Source organism: Lentibacillus salicampi (assembly GCF_004565465.1).
GTDB classification, from domain to species: Bacteria; Bacillota; Bacilli; order Bacillales; family Amphibacillaceae; genus Lentibacillus; species Lentibacillus salicampi.
Genome location: NZ_SRHY01000057.1, coordinates 1 through 18,459, shown reverse-complemented (window position 1 = coordinate 18,459; position 18,459 = coordinate 1). Strand labels below are relative to the sequence as shown.

Sequence of the window (18,459 nt, the reverse complement as noted above, 5' to 3'; positions counted from 1 at the left end):
TGCGCAGCGTTTTACCGTTGATGCGCAGCGTTTTACCGTTGATGCGCAGCGTTTTACCGTTGATGCGCAGCGTTTTACCGTTGATGCGCAGCGTTTTACCGTTGATGCGCAGCGTTTTACCGTTGATGCGCAGCGTTTTACCGTTGATAAAACCCGCTGGAAAATTTCCAGCGGGGTTTTATCAAGTCAACCTGCTTATTTAAGATTATAGGAAAATGAAACATAATCCTGTATCGGGATCCATGCGCCGATGCCCTGTTTCGTGACATTTTTGACCACAATGGATTTATTGTTTCCTTTCAACTGAAAGTACACCTCTCCAAAGGTCACTTGTCCTTTTTCATTAACTGCCGGGGCATATGCTTGAAGTTCTCCGTATTTTTTTGCCGGTACACCGTAGGAATTTTCCTTTTTCGTATTCTGCCCGATGACCGTTGAATAAGCAAGTGGCAGTTCAGTTTTATCTTTTGCCTGCAACAGCATCATTTTTTTAATATCATCAGGGTCGCCGATTTTGTTCGTTAGGGCGCCTTTTATTTCCTTTTTTTTCTGCTGATTATAGTTCACTTTTTTCTCAGATTCCCCGCCCATATTATTGAGTTCATTTACATTTATTTTTTGGTACTCCCAATTTATGTTTGTTTCACTTGACTCGTAATTTAATGGCCATCTGCCGATATAAACCATCCCCCGGTAGCCGAATGCAATCGGCGAGGGGTTAATAGACGTTTCATTAAGCATTTTAATCAAATCTGGATTCTCAATCGGAACTTCAACACTTTCAATCAATTCCTGAGTGAGTTCGCTTGGTTCCACAACTTCCTGATCCTCCGTCGAGTTAGGGTAAGTATTTTCCTTCGATATGTTCAAAACATGACTCGGTACCTCAAACTCTCCTTTTGACTCATCTTTCTTCTCCGCAGCCAGGCTGTTAACAGGAATCAATAAAACCAATACCATTAAAACGGTGAATAAAAAGCGTTTATTCATGTGTCCCATTCCTTTCAAAAAGTACTTCCGCTTCCAGCTATTCAGCTTCAGCTTTTAATGTATCCAGCTTCAGCTCCCAACGACTAGCGCGACTTCCTTCACCTGCGTACGATAAGTCAACATCGATTCACTTGCGTTCATCGTGTTTCCTTTATCTCCTCCGGCTCAGTCCAGTCCGTGCGCCGCTAACCGGTCGCTTCAGCTTTTAATGTTAGTTTTTTCGGACACATGAATATTATACCCGGCAATATTTAACGGCTTAATTCGACTGTTTCCAGTGACTCTTCAATAGTTATGCTGTCCTCGACTGAACGGACCATCGAGCAATTTTTCCTGGCCACAGCGAGATTTTTGTACAGTTTTTCATCATCCAGATGATGCCCTTTAATAATATAATGCAGGTCAATCCGTTCAATCCGGTTTGCCTGGTCAGGGTTGCGCTCGACTTCTGCCGTGATCGTCATATCTTCAATATCTATGCGCTGCTTTTTTAAAATTTTCCTGAAAACTGATGCGCTGCAGCCTGCGATGGACGCGACCATCAATTGAAAGGGACGAAAACCATGTGCCTCATCACTTGAAATATCCAACATCCCATAGCCCAGATCAATACGTATACCTTCTTCTTTCATATGAAAATCCATTGTTATTTTCAGCTCCTTGTTTTAAAATATCTGTTGTTATCATTACCTTAATCGTAAACCATAACGTTAGTCAGTTGAAACATTTACGCTTGCCGTTTAATGAAAGAGAGGGGAAACAAACAATGGTTTCAGCACAGACACGATTTTGGATACTTATCGCGCTCGTTTTCATATCAGGTTTTTCACAGGGAATGATTCTACCATTATTATCCATTATTCTTGAGCAGAATGGTGTCCCTTCCTCTGTGAATGGGCTTCATGCCACCGGACTGTATATTGGTGTGCTGATCGCATCGCCATTTATGGAAAAACCGATACAGAAGCTTGGGTTTAAACCGATGATTATGATCGGCGGCATGCTTGTTTTCATCTCGCTGGTACTATTCCCTGTCTGGCAGGCACTATGGTTTTGGTTTGTTTTGCGGGTTATAGTTGGCATCGGGGATAACATGCTGCATTTCAGTACCCAAACCTGGATCACCACGACAAGTCCCAAAGAAAAACGGGGGGAAAACATATCATTTTATGGCCTGTCATTCGGATTGGGGTTTGCAGTAGGTCCGCTCATGACACGGCTTTTGGAAATCCATCAGGCATTGCCGTTTTTAATATCCGCAAGTTTAAGTATGCTTGTCTGGTCATCAATGTTTTTTGTCCGCAACAGTATGCCTGAGGATGATAACATTCAGCACGTCAGCAGTTCCAGCTCCATCAGCCGCTTCATCCAAACCGGAAAAATCGCCTGGGTGGCGCTATTGCCTGCGTTTGGCTATGGGTTTCTGGAAGCGACACTGCATGGCATTTTTCCGGTATATGGATTGCGGATTGGTCATGATGTAGGGATCCTGTCATTAATCATTCCGTTTTTTGCCGGGGCAAGTATCATTACACAGATTCCTTTAGGGGTATTGAGTGACCGGCTGGGGAGACGAAAAATATTGCTGTTTGCTCTATCCGGCGGAATTATCGCTTTTCTTTTTGCAGCCTTGTTTGAAACGTCCGCCATCGCTTTATTTATCACATTTGCCATGTCCGGAATGCTGGTTGGTTCCCTCTATTCATTAAGTATTGCCTTTATGACCGATTTGCTGCCCGCGTCATTATTACCCGCGGGAAACCTGATGACAGGCATTTCATTCAGCATTGGGAGCCTGGTCGGCCCTTATCTGGGCGGTTTATTTATCGAGTTCCTCCCGGGTGTTTCCTTTTTCTATGTGATTATTTTTATGCTTATACTGATAGCGGCAACGATTCTTTTCAAAAAAGACACGGGGCTGCAGCACACCACCAATTGAAGGGGCACCCAGCCGGATGCCCCTTCATTAATTAATCTACTATTGTTTTCTCCCGAATAATGGCATTAATCGCGCCACCAATCATAATAATGACGCCGGTCAGGTAAAACCAGATCATTAATACAATGACCGTTCCCAGACTTCCATATGTTGCCGAATAATTTCCCATGGAATTCACATAAAAGGAAAAAGCCATCGAGGCCAGCTGCCAGCCGATTGTTGCAAACAAGGCTCCCCATACCACATTTTTAAAATAAATCCGTTTATTAGGTGCCATTCTGTACAGAGCCAAAAGCACAATAAAAATAACGACAGATGAAGCGCCCCAGCGCATTGTATCCCATGCGTTCAAAAAGCCGTCGGACGCTCCAAAAAACGCGAAAATATATTCACCAATCATCTTACCAAAAACAGGCAGCAAAAAGGCCATACAAATAACCAAAACCATGGCCACCGTTAAAATAATAGCAATGAACCGTGTCACAAGAAAAGAACGGTCTTCTTCAACCTCATAGGCGCGATTAAATCCTTTCATGATCGCATTAATCCCATTTGAAGCTGCCCAAAGCGTACCAATGATACTAATCGACAATAAAGATCCACTCTGGTTATTGACCAGTTCAGACACATTCTCATTGATCAGCTCGGAAATCTCTCCTGGTGCATACCGTTGAATAAACGTCGTAACGTTTTGTTCATCCATCGGCAAATAGCCAGTCAACGTCATCAGAAACAGCAGGAATGGGAATAGGGAGAGCAGTAAAAAGTAGGCAAGCTGGGCTCCCAATCCAAAGATATCATCATTTGTAATGCGCTGAAACAATTTTATGCCAAAATTTTTCGTGTCCTGCCACATCTTATCGCCCCTACATTAGTCGTTTACAAATTATTGTTCAACTCTTCCCTGTCCGACTTATTTGTAAACTGGTCCAATGTGTTTTCGACCTGCTCCAATGCATTGATGGCATTATCGGCACCGTTTGTAAATTGTGTATTAAACCGGCCGAAAGCATCCTTGACCCCTTTTACTGCCTCTGATGGGCGCTTAATGTAGTAGGATGAACCATTTTTGACGTCTGACATCTTGCCTTTTGCATAGCTTCTTGCATCACGATCCAATAAGGAAAGAAGTCCTCCTGCAATTGTGCCAATTAATAATCCTAAGCATAATTTTTGTTTTCCCATTTGTATTCGCTCCTTTTATAGATTATGTTCATCCTTCATATATTTCAATAATGCCTGGCAACCCGTTGACACTAAATCATAGGTGTATGCAAAATTGCCAGTGAAATACGGATCCGGAACATTGTGATCAACCGCTTCATCGACGAAATCCATCAGTTTGGCAACCATTATATAATCTTTGTTTTCGCCAAATTCCTTTAAAGCTTTGATATTCTGATCATCCATCACAATTAAATAATCAAAATCACTAAAGTCCCGTGTATGTAGCTGTCGCGCTTTCATTCCTTCATAGGAAATGTGCTGTTTATCCAGCATGTTCCTGGTTCCTTCATGCGGCACTTCCCCGATATGCCAATGGCCAAGCCCGGCTGAATCCACCTCAATTTTATCAGAAAGTTGTTCTTTTTTCAGCAAATCTCTGAGGACAGCTTCTGCCATCGGTGAACGGCAAATATTTCCGAGACATAAAAATAATACACGTATCACGTTCAACCCCGCCCTATTTACAAATCGTTCTCCAGTTATCATTATAGTAGGAGCCATCCCGAAATGCCACTATTGTTGCTTCCATAATAGACACAAAACGTCAAAAAATTCAAGCAAGCGGTGCAATACATCCTGCATCATTATTTTTCGCCGAATTGACATAACTTGCCACGTCATAGGCCTGAAAATCTTCTGTCTTAAGAGACGCCAAAAAACGATGGACTGCTTCTGGTGGTTGGTTACCAGCTTCAATCCACGCGTCTTCTTTATGTTTTGGCAAAATGATTGGCATCCGATGATGAATATCCTGCATAAAGTCATTTGCTTCCTTTGTCAGAATCGTGCATGTGAAAAGTTTTTGATCACCTTGTTCCCATTTGTCCCACAGCCCGGCAAACGCAAATAACCCCCGATCGCCTAGTCGAATCCGCTTGGGTTGCTTTTCTTCCCCATCACGCTTCCATTCGTAAAAACTGTCTGCAACGATCAGGCAGCGTTTCCGTGCCATCAGCGGCTTAAAGCTTGGTTTTTCATGAGCTGTTTCGCTGCGGGCATTAATCATTTTATACCCAATTTTTTCATCGTTTGCCCACGAGGGGACAAGCCCCCAGCGCAAATAGCCGGCGCGTTTCTGGTTGCCGTCGTGAATGATGGCAAGCACATTTTGTCCGGGTGCAATGTTATAACTTGGTTCGTAATCCGCAATAGGCTGGTCAATCCCGAACTCCTGCAAAATTTCCAGTTCATCGGCCAGCAATGTGTAACGGCCGCACATCGTTTCACCCCCGTTCAGTAAATTAAAAAATACTCAAATCCCACTGTGTGGCAATGTGCCGGAGCAAGCGAATCCCGGCAATACTATTGCCTTTATCCCCCAAAGCAGGCCCGTAAACTCCAATGCCGCAACCGTCGGTAAACGGCATAATTTCTTCTCTTACTCTTGGCGGAACTGCAGCTAAAATACCGCCGGAGACACCGCTTTTGGCTGGAATCCCGACATAAGTGGCAAATTTCCCCGAGGCATCATACATCCCGCATGTCAGCATCAGAACTTTCGTGATCCGCGCCACCTGCCTTGGAATTATTTCTTCACCATTCTTGGGATCCATGCCATCATTGGCGAGGATCATGCCAATCCGTGCGAGATCATCTATCGACACGTCAATTGAGCATTGTTTGAAATAAGTCTCCAATGTGATATCCAAATCCGACTCCAAAAAATCCATCTCAAGTAAGTAATAGCCGATTGCCCGGTTTCGCGTTGATGAATCCCGTTCTGACTCATAGACGTCAACATTTAATTCGGGACGATAGCCCAGCATCGTTTCAAGCAGCTGAAATACCGGCTCCAGTCGTTCATCCGATGTTTCTCCCGGCAACGTGGATGTCACCGTGATCGCTCCGGCATTATTAAACGGGTTCAGCGGTTTTTTGACAGGCTTCATCTCCAAGTGCATGATCGAGTTGAATGCCTCACCAGTCGGCTCCACATCAACAGTATCAAGCATATACGAAACGCCCCGATCCATGCAGGCCACAATAAACGTGATTGCCTTGGAAATGCTTTGCAATGTGAACGGGATTTCCGTATCACCTGACCGTACTGATAACCCATTTTTACCGATTATCGCAATGCCTAAATCATTCGGGTCGGCTTTCTGCAATTCCGGAATGTAAGTTGCGACACTGCCGTCATTGATATGTTTTCGGTAAAAAGCCACCCAGTCATCAACATATTGCTGCAGCCACTCCTGTGTTTCACCGGTATTCCAGTTTGCAACTCCTTGTACCATACAATCACCTCTTGTCATAGTATGCCTGTAAGAGGAATTCTTCATGATTTGATATCAAAAGTAAAGTGAAACTTCAACGAGTGGGGGTTTTTTTCATAAGCTTTTTTATTTACCCCCTATTATCACTATTATTATACCGCTGAAATAGGGTGATGAAAAGAAACAAACGCTGATTAGTGAGCAATATTTATGCTTGTTTTTTGAACCTGATGGGGGTACGATTATGTTTTGAGAAAAACTAGGAAAGGCGTCATAATATGAACAAACGTGTTTACTTTTTAATGATCGTCGCATTCGTTGTCGGAATGGTCGAACTCATTATCGGCGGGATACTGGATCTGATAGCGGACGACTTAAATGTCAATCTCGGCCAGGTCGGTTTCCTGATTACGATCTTTTCACTGATTTTTGCTGTCGGCGCCCCCATACTGTTGCTCCTCACCTCAGGTATCGAACGCAGGAAGCTGACACTTATTTCCCTGATCATCTTTCTCGTGGGAAATCTCGTGACCGTGTTCAGTCCAACATATAGTGTTGTTTTTATCGGAAGAGTTATATCAGCGTTAAGCGGATCACTGTTGATTATATTGTGTCTGACCATTGCCCCGTCAATTGTTGAGTTGAAGTACCGCGGGCGGGCAATCGGACTTGTATCCATGGGTGTCAGTGCCTCGATTGTGCTTGGTCTTCCAATCGGTTTGCTGCTGGGCAATGCTTTTAGCTGGCGCGCCCCGTTCGTGCTGATTTCAGCCCTGACCATCCTGTCGATCGCCGGTGTGTTTTTCTGGATGGGTCATGTCGAACCGAAACCTTCCAGTCCGATCAAACAGCAGCTGGCGACCCTGAAAAATCGAAAAGTATTTTTTGGACAAGCCATCACATTTTTATTTATGACAGGTCACACGATCCTCTATGCCTACTTGACACCTTTTGCCAAGACAACCTTAGGGGTGGACGGAACATGGGTCAGTGTCATTTATATGATTTTCGGAATTGCAGCTGTCAGTGGGGGTGCGGTTGGCGGTACCCTTTCAGATACATGGGGGGCCAGGAATACCATTATTGCAACGACGGTATTATTTACACTCGTGATGTTTACGTTACCGTACACGACATTTGCACTACCGGTGTTTTTGGTTATCCTAGTCGTTTGGGGTATGCTGAGCTGGACCTTGGCACCAGCTACACAAAGTTATTTGATCGAACTGTCACCCGAGACCTCGGACATACAGCAGAGTCTGAATAACTCGGCACTTCACCTTGGCATCGCAGTTGGATCACTGGTCGGTGGACTGGTTATTGAACACATTTCTGTTGAACAGAATGCGACTGTCGGCGGTCTGTTTGTCATTTTTTCGGTCGCTGCAGCTGGAATTTCGATGTATGGGCAGCACAAATTGGCAGAACAACGGGGATGAACCCCGCCGATTATATTCAGCACGGGATGCCGTCTCAGCATTCCGTGCCTTTTATTGGCCGATAGAACCCTTCCATCAGACTTTTTCTTCTTCATTCCATTCCTTTTTCTAATTTTTTGAGAAATAAGAGAAAAACTACATAAACGTTAGACAATCTGTATAATGAAGGGTAATAATTTTCTGATTATGCATATAATTCAAAAGCATTAACAGCAAAGGAGGATCAACATGGATACAGACACTCCACTCCTTGATGTCGTCAATCTACATACCCATTTTTTCACAAAAGCAGGCACCGTTAAAGCCGTAGATGGGATTGATTTCTCCGTCAAGCCGGGCGAAACGCTTGGTATTGTCGGTGAGTCAGGGTCGGGTAAAAGCATCACCGCCATGTCCATACTTGGCCTCATCCCTTCCCCACCAGGAAAAATTGTTGATGGCGGCATCTATTTCAAGGGTGAAAATCTTCTTGATAAAAAAGAAAAACAGCTTAGACAAATTCGCGGCAAGGAAATCGGCATGGTGTTTCAAGATCCGATGACATCATTGAACCCTGTTTTCACTGTGGAAAAACAAATGGTCGAAACCATACGTGCCCATGAAAATTTCTCGAAAAAACAGGCAAGAGACCGGTCTCTGGAACTGCTCAACCTGGTTGGAATTCCGGATCCGAAAAAAAGACTTACAAGCTACCCGCATGAGTTTAGCGGCGGTATGCGGCAGCGTATCATGATTGCGATTGCCCTTGCATGCAATCCATCACTCTTGATTGCCGATGAACCAACAACGGCGCTTGACGTCACCATCCAGGCACAAATTCTGGACCTTTTCAGAAGGATGCAGCGGGAACTGGATATGGGAATCATCATGATTACCCATGATTTGGGAGTTGTTTCTGAAGTATGCGACAGGGTCATGGTTATGTACGCCGGAAAGCCGGCCGAGTTTTCCGAAACGAAAAACCTGTTTGACCATGGCAAGCATCCATACACACTTGGCCTGATGAACTCCATCCCTAAAATAACGCCGGAAAAGCATAAACTGGAGGCTATTGACGGAGTTCCCCCGGATTTGCATGGACTCCCAAAAGGCTGCAGCTTTGCACCCAGATGCAAACATGTCATGGAAAGCTGTTTGAACATCGATCCGGAGTTAAAGGAAGTTGACAATAACCACCATGTCCGGTGTTTATTATACGAAGACTCAAAAGAGGCGGTTTCGACATGACTCCATTACTCGAAGTCAACCATTTAAAAAAACATTTTCCACTAAAAAACCAGGAATTGTTCAGCAGAGAAAAGCCTGTCCTGAAAGCTGTCGATGGTATTTCACTTTCGGTCAATACCGGTGAAACGCTCGGTCTTGTTGGGGAAAGCGGATGCGGCAAATCCACCGCTGGCAGGCTCATGCTGAAATTGCTGGAACCGACGGAAGGTGAAATCTATTTTAAAGGCCAGGATATTACATCCGTCCAGGGTGAGCAGCTCCGAAAACTGAGACAGGATATGCAAATCATTTTCCAGGATCCGTACGCCTCCCTGAATCCACGAAAAACCATTGAGAAAACGATTATGGAACCGATGAAGATTTTCAACGTACCGAAATCGGAAAGGCAGAAAAAGTTGGATCACCTGCTGGATGTCGTTGGACTTAGTCCACAGCATAAAGAACGCTATCCACACGAATTCAGCGGCGGTCAGCGCCAACGGATCGGTATTGCACGTGCGCTGGCACTCGATCCTGAACTGGTGATTTGTGATGAGCCGGTCTCTGCCTTGGATGTCTCAATCCAGGCACAAGTCATCAATTTAATGGAAGAGTTGCAGGATGAATTCAATTTGACATATGTATTTATCGCGCACGATTTAAGTGTCGTATACCATATCAGTGACCGAGTTGCTGTCATGTACCTCGGGGAACTTGTGGAAATCGGCGATGTACATGAGGTCTACAATAACCCGCAACACCCATACACACAAGCACTTCTGTCGGCCGTGCCTGAGGCCAATCCGGACCATGAAAGAGAGCGCATTCTCCTGACAGGTGATCTGCCGTCGCCTGCCAACCCGCCAACCGGATGCAAATTTCATACAAGGTGTCCAATTGCACAGAACATTTGCCATGCTGAAGCACCACGATACAAACGCGTATCAGAAAACGGGCAGATGGCTGCCTGTCACTTCGCCAAGGAGGTGGTGGCGCAGGGAACTTAATCAGATGTTAAACGTTGTGAAAGTTTGTGAACCATCGGGAGAAAGGCTTTTTGCAAAAACTGTACAGAGGGGGAGACTATTTTGAAAAAGCGATATTTATTAATGTTTATCACATTTTTGTTCATGGTTGCCCTTGTCCTAAGCGGCTGTACTGACGATGCTGGATCAGGAAGCGACGGAGCATCGGATGACGCCAATGCGGAAGACCAGGGGCAAGCAGATGAAGATGAACAGGCGGATGAAGGGTCGGACGACGGAAACACACTTATATTTGGGCGCGGTAACGACTCGCTCCAGTTGGATCCTGCAGCAGTTACTGACGGGGAATCCATATATGTTACCAACCAGATCTATGATACATTAGTCCAATATGAAGAAGAAGGCACCAACGTTAAACCCTCGCTTGCTACGGATTGGGAGGTAAGTGATAACAAGTTAACTTGGACATTTCAGTTACGTGATGATGTAAAATTCCATGATGGTACAGATTTCAACGCAGAGGCTGTCGTATATAACTTTGAAAGGTGGACCACGTCTGCTGAATTCACTTACTACGGGGCAATGTTTCGTGCCACTGATGATAATCCAAAAGGTATTATCGAAAATGTTGAAGCAACTGATGAGTATGAAGTCCAATTTACATTGTCAGAGCCAAACGCCCCCTTTCTTAACACTTTAGCAATGGCAGCCTTTGGTATAGCAAGCCCTGAATCAATAGAAAAACATGGTGAGGACTTCTTTAAAAATCCAGTTGGAACAGGTCCATTTATTTTTGAGGAATGGGTTCCAGATGACAGTATAACTTTAACTAAAAACGAAGATTACTTTGGAGAAGCGGCAAAAGTCGACGAGGTGATATTCCGTACAATCCCAGATAATGGAGCACGTTTTATGGAACTTCAAGCTGGCTCGATCGACATAATGAATGGATTGAACCCGCAGGATATTCAAAATGTCGAATCAGATGAGAACTTGCAGGCTATTTATAGACCTTCTATGAATGTGGGCTATATGGCATTCAACACTGATAAAGAAGGCCCGATGTCGGAAAAGCTAGTACGTCAGGCAATAAATTTAGCCATAGACAAAGATGAATTACTGAAATTATATGAAGGTATTGGTAAACCAGCCACAAACCCAATTCCTCCGTCAATGTGGGGACATAATGACGATATTGAGGACTATGGCTACGACCCTGAAGAAGCAAAATCGCTATTGTCACAAGCGGGATATGGTGACGGAATGGACTTGGTACTTCATACTTTTTCCAATCCAAGAGACTATATGCCACAGCCAAAGGTGACAGCACAGGCCATTCAGGAAATGCTGAAAGATGTGAATATCAATGTTGAAATTATTGAAAACGACTGGGATACCCATACTTCAGGAGAAGATATGAGTTACGATATGAAATTTCTTGGATGGATAGGTGATAATGGGGACCCAGACAATTTCTTATATTATTTACTAGATAAAGATAATGCAACACCTGATGCAGGAAATACTGCCATGTATAAAAGTAATGAAGTTCATGACCTATTAATAGAAGCGCAATCCGAGCCAGATCAAGACAAACGTACGGAACTGTATATGGAGGCACAGGAAATCATCCATGAAGACGCTCCATGGCTCCCAATAGCGCATACAACACCGCCATTGGCAGCAAATAAGAACGTGAAAAATTATGTTCCGCATCCAACTGGAAGCGAGCCATTTAACTTAATTGAAATAGAAAAATAATCTTAAAGGTCCATTATATAACGTCAAGACTAATGTCTGTTGCCCGGGGGTTGTCTTTATAGATAATGACAATCCCTTGGAATTTTAATTTCAGCCTTGAAATTTATTGATAATTGATAATTTATATTCTATATGTACATATCAAAGGGATGGATGAAAACATGCTGAAATACATTATTCGAAGACTAGTGATGCTTATTCCGGTGCTTCTTGGTGTTTCTATCCTTACTTTTTCTTTGGTTCACCTCATACCAGGGGACCCTGCTAAAAGTATGCTGGGAGAAAAGGCGACAGAAACTCAACTCGAATTACTTCGTGAAGAAATGGGATTAAATGATCCGTATATCGTGCAATACGGCAATTTCATCGGAAAGATTTTACAGGGGGATTTAGGTGAATCAATTCAATCTAAAGAAGATATTGCTGTAGAAATAGCACAAAAATTGCCGGCCACTATAGAACTTACCATTTTTGCTATGATTTTGGCAATGGTCATAGGGATATTGGCGGGCGTTATCGCGGCTGTAAAACAATACTCCTGGTTTGATAATGTTAGCATGACTGGCGCACTATTCGGAGTATCCTTACCTATTTTTTGGCTCGGGTTAATGATGATTTGGGTTTTTGCTGTTGAATTAAAAATTTTACCTCCTTCAGGAAGATTAGCATCCACGGTTGAATTAGAAACAATAACCAATTTCTATTTATTGGACAGTATTCTATCAGGAAATTGGGGTGCCTTTAAAGACGCATTTTTTCATTTATTAATGCCTGGTTTGGCATTAGGAACAATACCAATGGCTGTCATTGCAAGGATGACAAGATCAAGCATGCTTGAGGTAATGGGGCAGGACTATATAAGAACAGCCGCTGCTAAAGGTCTCAAAAAACAATTAATCATATTTCAGCATGCATTGAAAAATGCGTTTCTTCCTGTGTTAACTATAATTGGATTACAATTTGGTTTTTTGCTCGGTGGTGCAGTATTAACCGAAACTATCTTTTCCTGGCCCGGTATTGGCCGTTACGTATATCAAGCCGTTCTTGCCAGGGATTATCAAATAGTTCAGAGTACTATATTAATCATCGCAACGATATTTGTTTTGGTGAACCTTCTCACAGACATACTATACAAATATTTTGATCCAAGGATCAAGTACGAGTAATGGCATGATGGATATACCATAATCAGATTTCAAAGTGAAAGGATGTGCCAATTTTGTCCCTACAGCCTGACTCAACACCAGACACAGACACTGGTACCTTCAATAATCAAGAACATCCAAAAACAAACAATTTATTTAAAGAATCCTTTTTGCGTATATTAAAAAGTAAAACTTCTGTGATAGGCTTATGTATTATCATAATACTATTACTCACTGCTTTACTAGCACCATTAATTGCTACACACAGCCCAACAGACCAGTCAATTGTGAATCGTTATCAACCTCCGTCTGTCGATCATTGGCTGGGAACCGATGAACTTGGCAGAGATATATTCAGCCGCATCGTATTTGGCACCCGTATTTCCATTCAAATTGGTGTCATAGCGGTTGGGATTTCAATGATTGTTGGCGTAACTTTGGGAAGTATAGCCGGGTATTTCGGTCGTTGGATAGACATGATCATTATGCGGGTGATTGATATCATGCTGGCATTTCCCAGTGTTTTATTGGCGATTGCGTTAGTTACCATACTCGGTCCAAGTCTTCGTAATGCAATGATTGCGGTTGGAATTGTAGGGGTCCCCCAGTTTGCCAGACTTGTTCGTTCCTCTGTTTTATCTGTTAAAGAAACTGAATATATTGAGGCTTCAAAAGCTATTGGCGCAAGAAACCTCAGAACCTTATTCGGGCACATTTTACCCAACTGCCTTGCACCAATTATAGTACAAATGACATTAGGAATTGGAACAGCCATATTGGATGCCGCTGGACTAAGCTTTTTGGGTCTTGGAGCACAACCGCCAACACCAGAATGGGGAGCCATGCTGAGCGATGGACGTGCAGCTTTACAAAATGCACCTTGGGTTGTTGCTTTCCCTGGAGTCGCCATCTTTCTGTTTGTTCTTGGTTTCAACCTTTTCGGTGATGGCCTGAGGGATGCATTAGATCCTAAATTAAAAGATTAGCAGTAACCATCAAATCGAGTATTATAATTATTAAGACGATTAAAGGTAAAGCAAATGCTTTACCTTTTGCACTTATATACTTTATACGATGAAAATACATGCGAAAACAATAATACACTTGCTCATTTTCAGCTCGGTCGGTTGATAAAAAATGCATGATCTCCAAAATCCTCCATAAAGACATCAAACAACCCATTTCGGTAAGTGAATAAGCTTGAGTATTTTATAAGCTATCCGGGCTTCAGACAAGCATATTGATTTAAAAGTAGATTCAGGATCTTATGCCAATACGTACGGTTCACAAGTGCTCTCTTCAATATTATGGAAGTTGCCAAAGTCTTTTACTGGAAAAGCAGGATATATCCACATCGGTATCAAAAGAATAGATGAATCGGTTATAATTTGTATTGTAGATAATGGGAGAGACATTAAAATACACACTTGGATGAAATATGGAAGAAAGGCTTTAGTGCAGAACAGTCTTCCCTCATTGGTCTATCGTTTGTCAAAAGAGAACAGTCATTGAGGAACCATTACAGTGAACATTGTTCATTGCTAACACACACCAATGATCATTTCCCTCCCAATCCAAAAGGAAGGTGAGACACATGCCGATAACTCTATTAATCGCCGATGATAATGAGGATATCCGGTTTACTTTATCTGAAATTTGCACTTATGCAAACTGGAATACAATCGAAGCATCAACTGGTAAAGAAGCCCTGGAACTTTATAAGGCACTTAATCCCAACTTAATACTTCTCGATTATCACATGCCTTATTGGGATGGCCTGAAAACGACAAAGGAAATAAGGAAAATCAATACAAAAACCCCCATTATTATCCTCACGATTGATGAACGTCAGGAGATAGCGGACGCTTTTCTGCAGGCAGGTGCGAGCGATTTTGCGCTCAAACCGATAAAAGCACCTGATCTCATCTCCCGCATACGCATCAATTTGAAGATTGCAAGACTTACTACTGGGGATGATAAGAAGGTATTTGTCGAAAAGGGCATCAATACATCAACCCTTTTCTCAGTCAAACAAACGCTAATTCGCCAGTCAGAGCCAGTAACAATTGATGGAATCAGAGAAGAATTGCCTATCGCTTATCAAACGATTCACCGATATTTAAGCTATCTGGTAAATAAAGGTGAAGTTGAAGTCCTTTCCCAATATGGGAAACAAGGCCGGCCAAAAAATAAATACAGGCTCATTATATGACACGATCATTCTGTTAATGACAATAATTAGTATTCACACTGACCCCATCTAATCAATAAGAAAACTTAGGGTTCAAGACCAATTAACCCCGCAGGAGGAGATTAAAATGAACGTTTGGTATGTGAGTTACGGATCCAACATTTGTGAGGATCGGTTTCTATGCTATATTTATGGGGGTGCGCCAAAAGGCTCGAATAAAGCTGAGTCGGGCTGTTCCGACAAGACGCCTCCTAAAATCACCTGTAAAAAAGAACTCCCTTATACACAGTATTTTGCAAAAGAAGAAAGCAAATGGGGAAAAGGCGGTGTTGCTTTCATTGATCATGAAAAGAACCCGGAGTCCAAGACGATTGCCAGACAGTATCTGATTACTACCGAACAGTTCATCGAAGTCGTGGAACAAGAAAACAACACTGGAAATTTAAATATTGATGTAGACAAGATAATTGACAACGGATATCTTGACATAACGGCTGGCTGGTATGGCCGATTAATTTATCTTGGAAATGAAGCCGGTTGTCCTATGTTTACATTCACCGATACTTATAATATGAAAAATCAAAAGATCACACCTCCTTCAAACTCTTACTTAAAAATAATTACGCGGGGCTTAAAAGAACTTGGTCTGACGAAACAAGAAATCATTGATTATTTTTTAACAACAAAAGGTATTGAAGGATACTTCTCCGGTGATTTATTAAGCCATTATATTTTTGATTAAATGTTTTCTTTTATTTGGATTAGAAAAAAAGCCCTGCTGAACGCAGAGCTTTTATCTCATTTTTTCTTATTTACTTTCCAATAAATTGCTGTGTCCAGTGGTTGCCTTGTTCAACATAGCCAACACCGATGTGCGTGAAGTTCGGATTCATGATATTTTCACGATGACCTTCACTGTTCATCCATCCATTGACAACCTGCTCAGGTGTGCGCTGTCCTCTAGCGATATTTTCACCTGCTGTCTGATATGAAATACCATATTGTTTCATCATATCAAATGGTGATCCATAAGTCGGACTGTCGTGTGAGAAGTAGTTATTAGCCGCCATATCACGAGATTTCTCACGTGCTACCTTGCTTAATTCTGTATCAACTTTAAGCGGGTCCAAACCTTGTGCCGTACGCTCCTGGTTTGTCAGTTCAACCACTTGCTGCTCAAATTCACTCAGCTGCTGTGATTGTGACTGATCTTGTTGTTTTTGCTGTTCAGCCGACTGTTGTGGTGCTTGTGCTTCTGACTGCTCTGTTTGTTGTTCTTGCTGCTTGTCCGGTGCTTGCTCTTCTGAGTTGTCTTGTTCTGACTTGTCCTGTTGTGATTCGTCTTGTCCTGATTTATCTTGTTGTTGGTCTGACTTGTCACCTTTTTCAGGCTGCTCCTGGTTTTGTTCCGGTTTATCCTGCTTGGACTGCTCCTGATTTTGCTGCTTGTTCCAATTAATCTGCGGGAAGCAGTTATTTAAATAGTTATTGAACCGATTGGTTGAAAGCTCAGTCCGATCACTACCATTACCAGAATAATAGATTTTATGCTGAACGGATTGATTCTGAGAATTATTTGTGCTTGCAGAAGCATCTGAAGTTGTTTGAAATGCTCCCCCAAATAGTAACGCTGCGGTCATTGAACCGACGACGAGTTTGTTAAACATTGATGTCACCTCTCCTGTGTTTTTGTTTTGCAAAATCATCATACCATGGCTTTTTTTGTAACATTACTGGCATCGTTTTCCAGCCTTCATAGATATTTCAGAAAATGGTATACATCAGGCACAAAAATACACAAAATGTCATATTTATAGGAAAAGGTTTTATGCAGTGGTAAAAATTACAACAAAATGAGTATTGACACCTGTCCGAACACCACCCGTATATTACAATCAGCGGCTAACTGTAAACGAAATGTTACTTGATTTTTCACACATGATCATTTGAAATAGAAGGGAATGAAGCGTTTTGGGAGAGAAGATGAGTTCAACTCCTTCCTATATTTGTAAGCTATTTATCCACCCCCATAAATCGTGGTATATTATAGAAGGGTATTGTAGTAAAATGTGGACTTTTGTCATCACGAATTGATAGATCCTTATTGTTCATAGATTATAAACATCATTGGAGGAGCATAACATGTTATCAACCGCAGAGATCGGAATTGATTTAGGTACGGCCAATATATTGATTTATTCCAAGTCAAAAGGTGTTGTATTGAACGAGCCATCAGTTGTGGCGATTGATTTAAATACGAAAAATGTTGTAGCTGTCGGATCAGAAGCAAAAGAAATGGTTGGGAAGACGCCCCAGAATATTGTCCCGATCCGCCCGTTGAAAGACGGTGTGATTGCAGATTACGACGTGACAGCACAAATGCTGAAAGAATTATTGAAAAAAGTCAGCAAGAAAATGGGCTTATCCATGCGCAAGCCAACTGTTGTCGTGTGTACGCCATCCGGAAGCACATCGGTCGAACGGCGTGCGATCCATAACGCCGTTTCCAGTTATGGTGCCAAACAGGTCCATTTGATTGAGGAGCCGGTTGCAGCTGCCATTGGCGCAGATTTGCCGGTTGATGAGCCTATTGCCAATGTGATCGTTGATATTGGCGGCGGAACTTCTGAAGTGGGTATCATCTCATTCGGCGGCGTTGTCTCCTGTAATTCCATCCGCTCCGGCGGCGACAAAATGGATGAGGAAATTATTAACTATATCCGGAAGAAATACAATATTTTGATCGGTGAACGTACCGCAGAAAATATTAAAATGGAAATCGGTCATGCGGATGAAGATCATGCCGAAGAATCCATGGAAGTCCGCGGACGTGACATGGTCTCTGGCTTACCCAAAACGGTATCCGTGTCCTCAAAAGAAGTTTACTCCGCGCTGAAAGAATCGTTGGAACAAATTCTGGAAACCATCCGGGCAACTCTGGAAAATTGCCCGCCTGAATTGAGCGGAGATATCGTAGACCGCGGCATTGTGCTGACTGGCGGTGGCTCCCAGCTGAACGGATTGCAGGACTGGCTTGCAGATGAAATCATTGTGCCCGTCCATATCGCACCAAACCCGCTCGAGTCCGTAGCAATCGGAACAGGACGTTCCCTGAAGATGATTTCGAAACTTCAGAAGGCTGCCAAATAATGGGCCATACAGAAAATCCGGAAAGCCGTGCTTACCAATAATGGTGCGCGGCTTTTTTGATGAGTTATTTTACGTTGGATCACTAGCATAAGTTTACGAATTACAGTATAAATTTCCAGTTTTCTCAAAGCTTGAGCGGACTGAGAATGTACTGTATCCCTGTCATAACAGGGCATAGGGAGATGGTAAATAATTGAAAATATGGCTTG

At 42.8% G+C, this 18,459-nt stretch carries 20 protein-coding genes; 11 read left to right on the top strand and 9 right to left on the bottom strand.

The window, feature by feature from the left end; genetic code table 11:
• A partial coding sequence (locus E4U82_RS20055) for a hypothetical protein (protein ID WP_167751482.1) occupies nucleotides 1–211 on the top strand: 211 nt, incomplete at its 5' end.
• Here E4U82_RS20055 and E4U82_RS18185 read toward each other — a convergent pair.
• Together E4U82_RS18185 and E4U82_RS18180 are read right to left on the bottom strand one after the other, a co-directional pair.
• On the bottom strand, nucleotides 196–990 hold the full coding sequence (locus tag E4U82_RS18185) for a YfkD famly protein (protein ID WP_135111647.1): 795 nt from the start codon (nucleotides 988–990) through the stop codon (nucleotides 196–198). The genes E4U82_RS20055 and E4U82_RS18185 overlap by 16 nt on opposite strands.
• 251 nt (nucleotides 991–1,241) lie before the next feature.
• On the bottom strand, nucleotides 1,242–1,634 hold the full coding sequence (locus tag E4U82_RS18180) for an OsmC family protein (RefSeq protein WP_135111645.1): 393 nt from the start codon (nucleotides 1,632–1,634) through the stop codon (nucleotides 1,242–1,244).
• Between the two features lie 89 nt (nucleotides 1,635–1,723).
• On the opposite strand from E4U82_RS18180, the gene E4U82_RS18175 reads away from it, so the two are divergent.
• Nucleotides 1,724–2,929: an MFS transporter gene (locus tag E4U82_RS18175; RefSeq protein ID WP_425339541.1), complete on the top strand. Its 1,206-nt coding sequence runs from the start codon at nucleotides 1,724–1,726 to the stop codon at nucleotides 2,927–2,929.
• A gap of 31 nt (nucleotides 2,930–2,960) precedes the next feature.
• Here E4U82_RS18175 and E4U82_RS18170 read toward each other — a convergent pair whose 3' ends face one another.
• From E4U82_RS18170 to E4U82_RS18150, 5 genes are all read right to left on the bottom strand, one after another.
• On the bottom strand, nucleotides 2,961–3,785 hold the full coding sequence (locus E4U82_RS18170) for a YihY/virulence factor BrkB family protein (RefSeq protein WP_135111641.1): 825 nt from the start codon (nucleotides 3,783–3,785) through the stop codon (nucleotides 2,961–2,963).
• A gap of 23 nt (nucleotides 3,786–3,808) precedes the next feature.
• The gene (locus E4U82_RS18165; RefSeq protein ID WP_135111639.1) at nucleotides 3,809–4,114 is read right to left on the bottom strand and encodes a YtxH domain-containing protein; all 306 of its coding nucleotides are present in this window, start codon (nucleotides 4,112–4,114) and stop codon (nucleotides 3,809–3,811) included.
• A 15-nt stretch (nucleotides 4,115–4,129) separates the two neighbouring features.
• The gene (locus E4U82_RS18160; RefSeq protein ID WP_167751481.1) at nucleotides 4,130–4,600 is read right to left on the bottom strand and encodes a low molecular weight protein-tyrosine-phosphatase; all 471 of its coding nucleotides are present in this window, start codon (nucleotides 4,598–4,600) and stop codon (nucleotides 4,130–4,132) included.
• A gap of 109 nt (nucleotides 4,601–4,709) precedes the next feature.
• Nucleotides 4,710–5,375 (bottom strand): SOS response-associated peptidase, encoded by a 666-nt coding sequence (locus tag E4U82_RS18155; protein ID WP_135111635.1) that lies wholly within the window; start codon nucleotides 5,373–5,375, stop codon nucleotides 4,710–4,712.
• A 22-nt stretch (nucleotides 5,376–5,397) separates the two neighbouring features.
• Nucleotides 5,398–6,393 carry a glutaminase gene (locus tag E4U82_RS18150; RefSeq protein WP_135111633.1) on the bottom strand — a complete coding sequence of 332 codons (996 nt, stop codon included), beginning with the start codon at nucleotides 6,391–6,393 and terminating at the stop codon, nucleotides 5,398–5,400.
• Nucleotides 6,394–6,650: 257 nt separating this feature from the next.
• On the opposite strand from E4U82_RS18150, the gene E4U82_RS18145 reads away from it, so the two are divergent.
• The 8 genes from E4U82_RS18145 to E4U82_RS18110 all read left to right on the top strand — a co-directional run bounded on the left by E4U82_RS18145 (nucleotide 6,651) and on the right by E4U82_RS18110 (nucleotide 15,842).
• Nucleotides 6,651–7,811, top strand: a complete 1,161-nt coding sequence (locus E4U82_RS18145; protein WP_135111632.1) for an MFS transporter — start codon at nucleotides 6,651–6,653, stop codon at nucleotides 7,809–7,811.
• Between the two features lie 228 nt (nucleotides 7,812–8,039).
• Nucleotides 8,040–9,038 carry an ABC transporter ATP-binding protein gene (locus tag E4U82_RS18140; RefSeq protein ID WP_135111630.1) on the top strand — a complete coding sequence of 333 codons (999 nt, stop codon included), beginning with the start codon at nucleotides 8,040–8,042 and terminating at the stop codon, nucleotides 9,036–9,038.
• Entirely contained in the window at nucleotides 9,035–10,024 is a 990-nt protein-coding gene (locus E4U82_RS18135; protein ID WP_135111628.1) for an ABC transporter ATP-binding protein, read from the top strand. The genes E4U82_RS18140 and E4U82_RS18135 overlap by 4 nt, the downstream gene beginning before the upstream one ends.
• A gap of 81 nt (nucleotides 10,025–10,105) precedes the next feature.
• Nucleotides 10,106–11,764: an ABC transporter substrate-binding protein gene (locus E4U82_RS18130; RefSeq protein WP_245183646.1), complete on the top strand. Its 1,659-nt coding sequence runs from the start codon at nucleotides 10,106–10,108 to the stop codon at nucleotides 11,762–11,764.
• Nucleotides 11,765–11,925: 161 nt separating this feature from the next.
• A complete protein-coding gene (locus tag E4U82_RS18125; protein WP_135111625.1) occupies nucleotides 11,926–12,930 on the top strand; it encodes an ABC transporter permease in 1,005 nt (334 codons plus the stop codon).
• A 53-nt stretch (nucleotides 12,931–12,983) separates the two neighbouring features.
• On the top strand, nucleotides 12,984–13,895 hold the full coding sequence (gene nikC / locus E4U82_RS18120) for a nickel transporter permease (protein WP_135111624.1): 912 nt from the start codon (nucleotides 12,984–12,986) through the stop codon (nucleotides 13,893–13,895).
• A 608-nt stretch (nucleotides 13,896–14,503) separates the two neighbouring features.
• A complete protein-coding gene (locus E4U82_RS18115; RefSeq protein WP_209300603.1) occupies nucleotides 14,504–15,121 on the top strand; it encodes a response regulator in 618 nt (205 codons plus the stop codon).
• A 106-nt stretch (nucleotides 15,122–15,227) separates the two neighbouring features.
• Entirely contained in the window at nucleotides 15,228–15,842 is a 615-nt protein-coding gene (locus E4U82_RS18110) for a hypothetical protein (protein ID WP_135111622.1), read from the top strand.
• Nucleotides 15,843–15,912: 70 nt separating this feature from the next.
• On the opposite strand, the gene E4U82_RS18105 is transcribed toward E4U82_RS18110, so the two are convergent.
• On the bottom strand, nucleotides 15,913–16,767 hold the full coding sequence (locus E4U82_RS18105; protein ID WP_135111620.1) for a CAP domain-containing protein: 855 nt from the start codon (nucleotides 16,765–16,767) through the stop codon (nucleotides 15,913–15,915).
• Between the two features lie 475 nt (nucleotides 16,768–17,242).
• Here E4U82_RS18105 and mreBH point away from each other — a divergent pair, with 475 nt between their 5' ends.
• A complete protein-coding gene (mreBH, locus tag E4U82_RS18100) occupies nucleotides 17,243–18,250 on the top strand; it encodes a rod-share determining protein MreBH (RefSeq protein WP_135111618.1) in 1,008 nt (335 codons plus the stop codon).
• Here the strand turns inward: mreBH and E4U82_RS20185 are convergent.
• On the bottom strand, nucleotides 18,232–18,459 hold a 228-nt coding region (locus E4U82_RS20185), incomplete at its 5' end, for a hypothetical protein (RefSeq protein WP_209300602.1). The two genes, mreBH and E4U82_RS20185, sit on opposite strands and share 19 nt — an antisense overlap.

Coding starts and splice junctions, on each gene's coding strand:
- mreBH (WP_135111618.1), top strand. CDS start 17,243: ATGTTATCAACCGCAGAGATCGGAATTGATTTAGGTACGGCCAATATA.
- E4U82_RS18125 (WP_135111625.1), top strand. CDS start 11,926: ATGCTGAAATACATTATTCGAAGACTAGTGATGCTTATTCCGGTGCTT.
- E4U82_RS18105 (WP_135111620.1), bottom strand. CDS start 16,767: ATGTTTAACAAACTCGTCGTCGGTTCAATGACCGCAGCGTTACTATTT.
- E4U82_RS18185 (WP_135111647.1), bottom strand. CDS start 990: ATGAATAAACGCTTTTTATTCACCGTTTTAATGGTATTGGTTTTATTG.
- E4U82_RS18165 (WP_135111639.1), bottom strand. CDS start 4,114: ATGGGAAAACAAAAATTATGCTTAGGATTATTAATTGGCACAATTGCA.
- E4U82_RS18140 (WP_135111630.1), top strand. CDS start 8,040: ATGGATACAGACACTCCACTCCTTGATGTCGTCAATCTACATACCCAT.
- E4U82_RS18115 (WP_209300603.1), top strand. CDS start 14,504: ATGCCGATAACTCTATTAATCGCCGATGATAATGAGGATATCCGGTTT.
- E4U82_RS18180 (WP_135111645.1), bottom strand. CDS start 1,634: ATGGATTTTCATATGAAAGAAGAAGGTATACGTATTGATCTGGGCTAT.
- E4U82_RS18145 (WP_135111632.1), top strand. CDS start 6,651: ATGAACAAACGTGTTTACTTTTTAATGATCGTCGCATTCGTTGTCGGA.
- E4U82_RS18135 (WP_135111628.1), top strand. CDS start 9,035: ATGACTCCATTACTCGAAGTCAACCATTTAAAAAAACATTTTCCACTA.
- E4U82_RS18155 (WP_135111635.1), bottom strand. CDS start 5,375: ATGTGCGGCCGTTACACATTGCTGGCCGATGAACTGGAAATTTTGCAG.
- E4U82_RS18170 (WP_135111641.1), bottom strand. CDS start 3,785: ATGTGGCAGGACACGAAAAATTTTGGCATAAAATTGTTTCAGCGCATT.
- E4U82_RS18110 (WP_135111622.1), top strand. CDS start 15,228: ATGAACGTTTGGTATGTGAGTTACGGATCCAACATTTGTGAGGATCGG.
- E4U82_RS18150 (WP_135111633.1), bottom strand. CDS start 6,393: ATGGTACAAGGAGTTGCAAACTGGAATACCGGTGAAACACAGGAGTGG.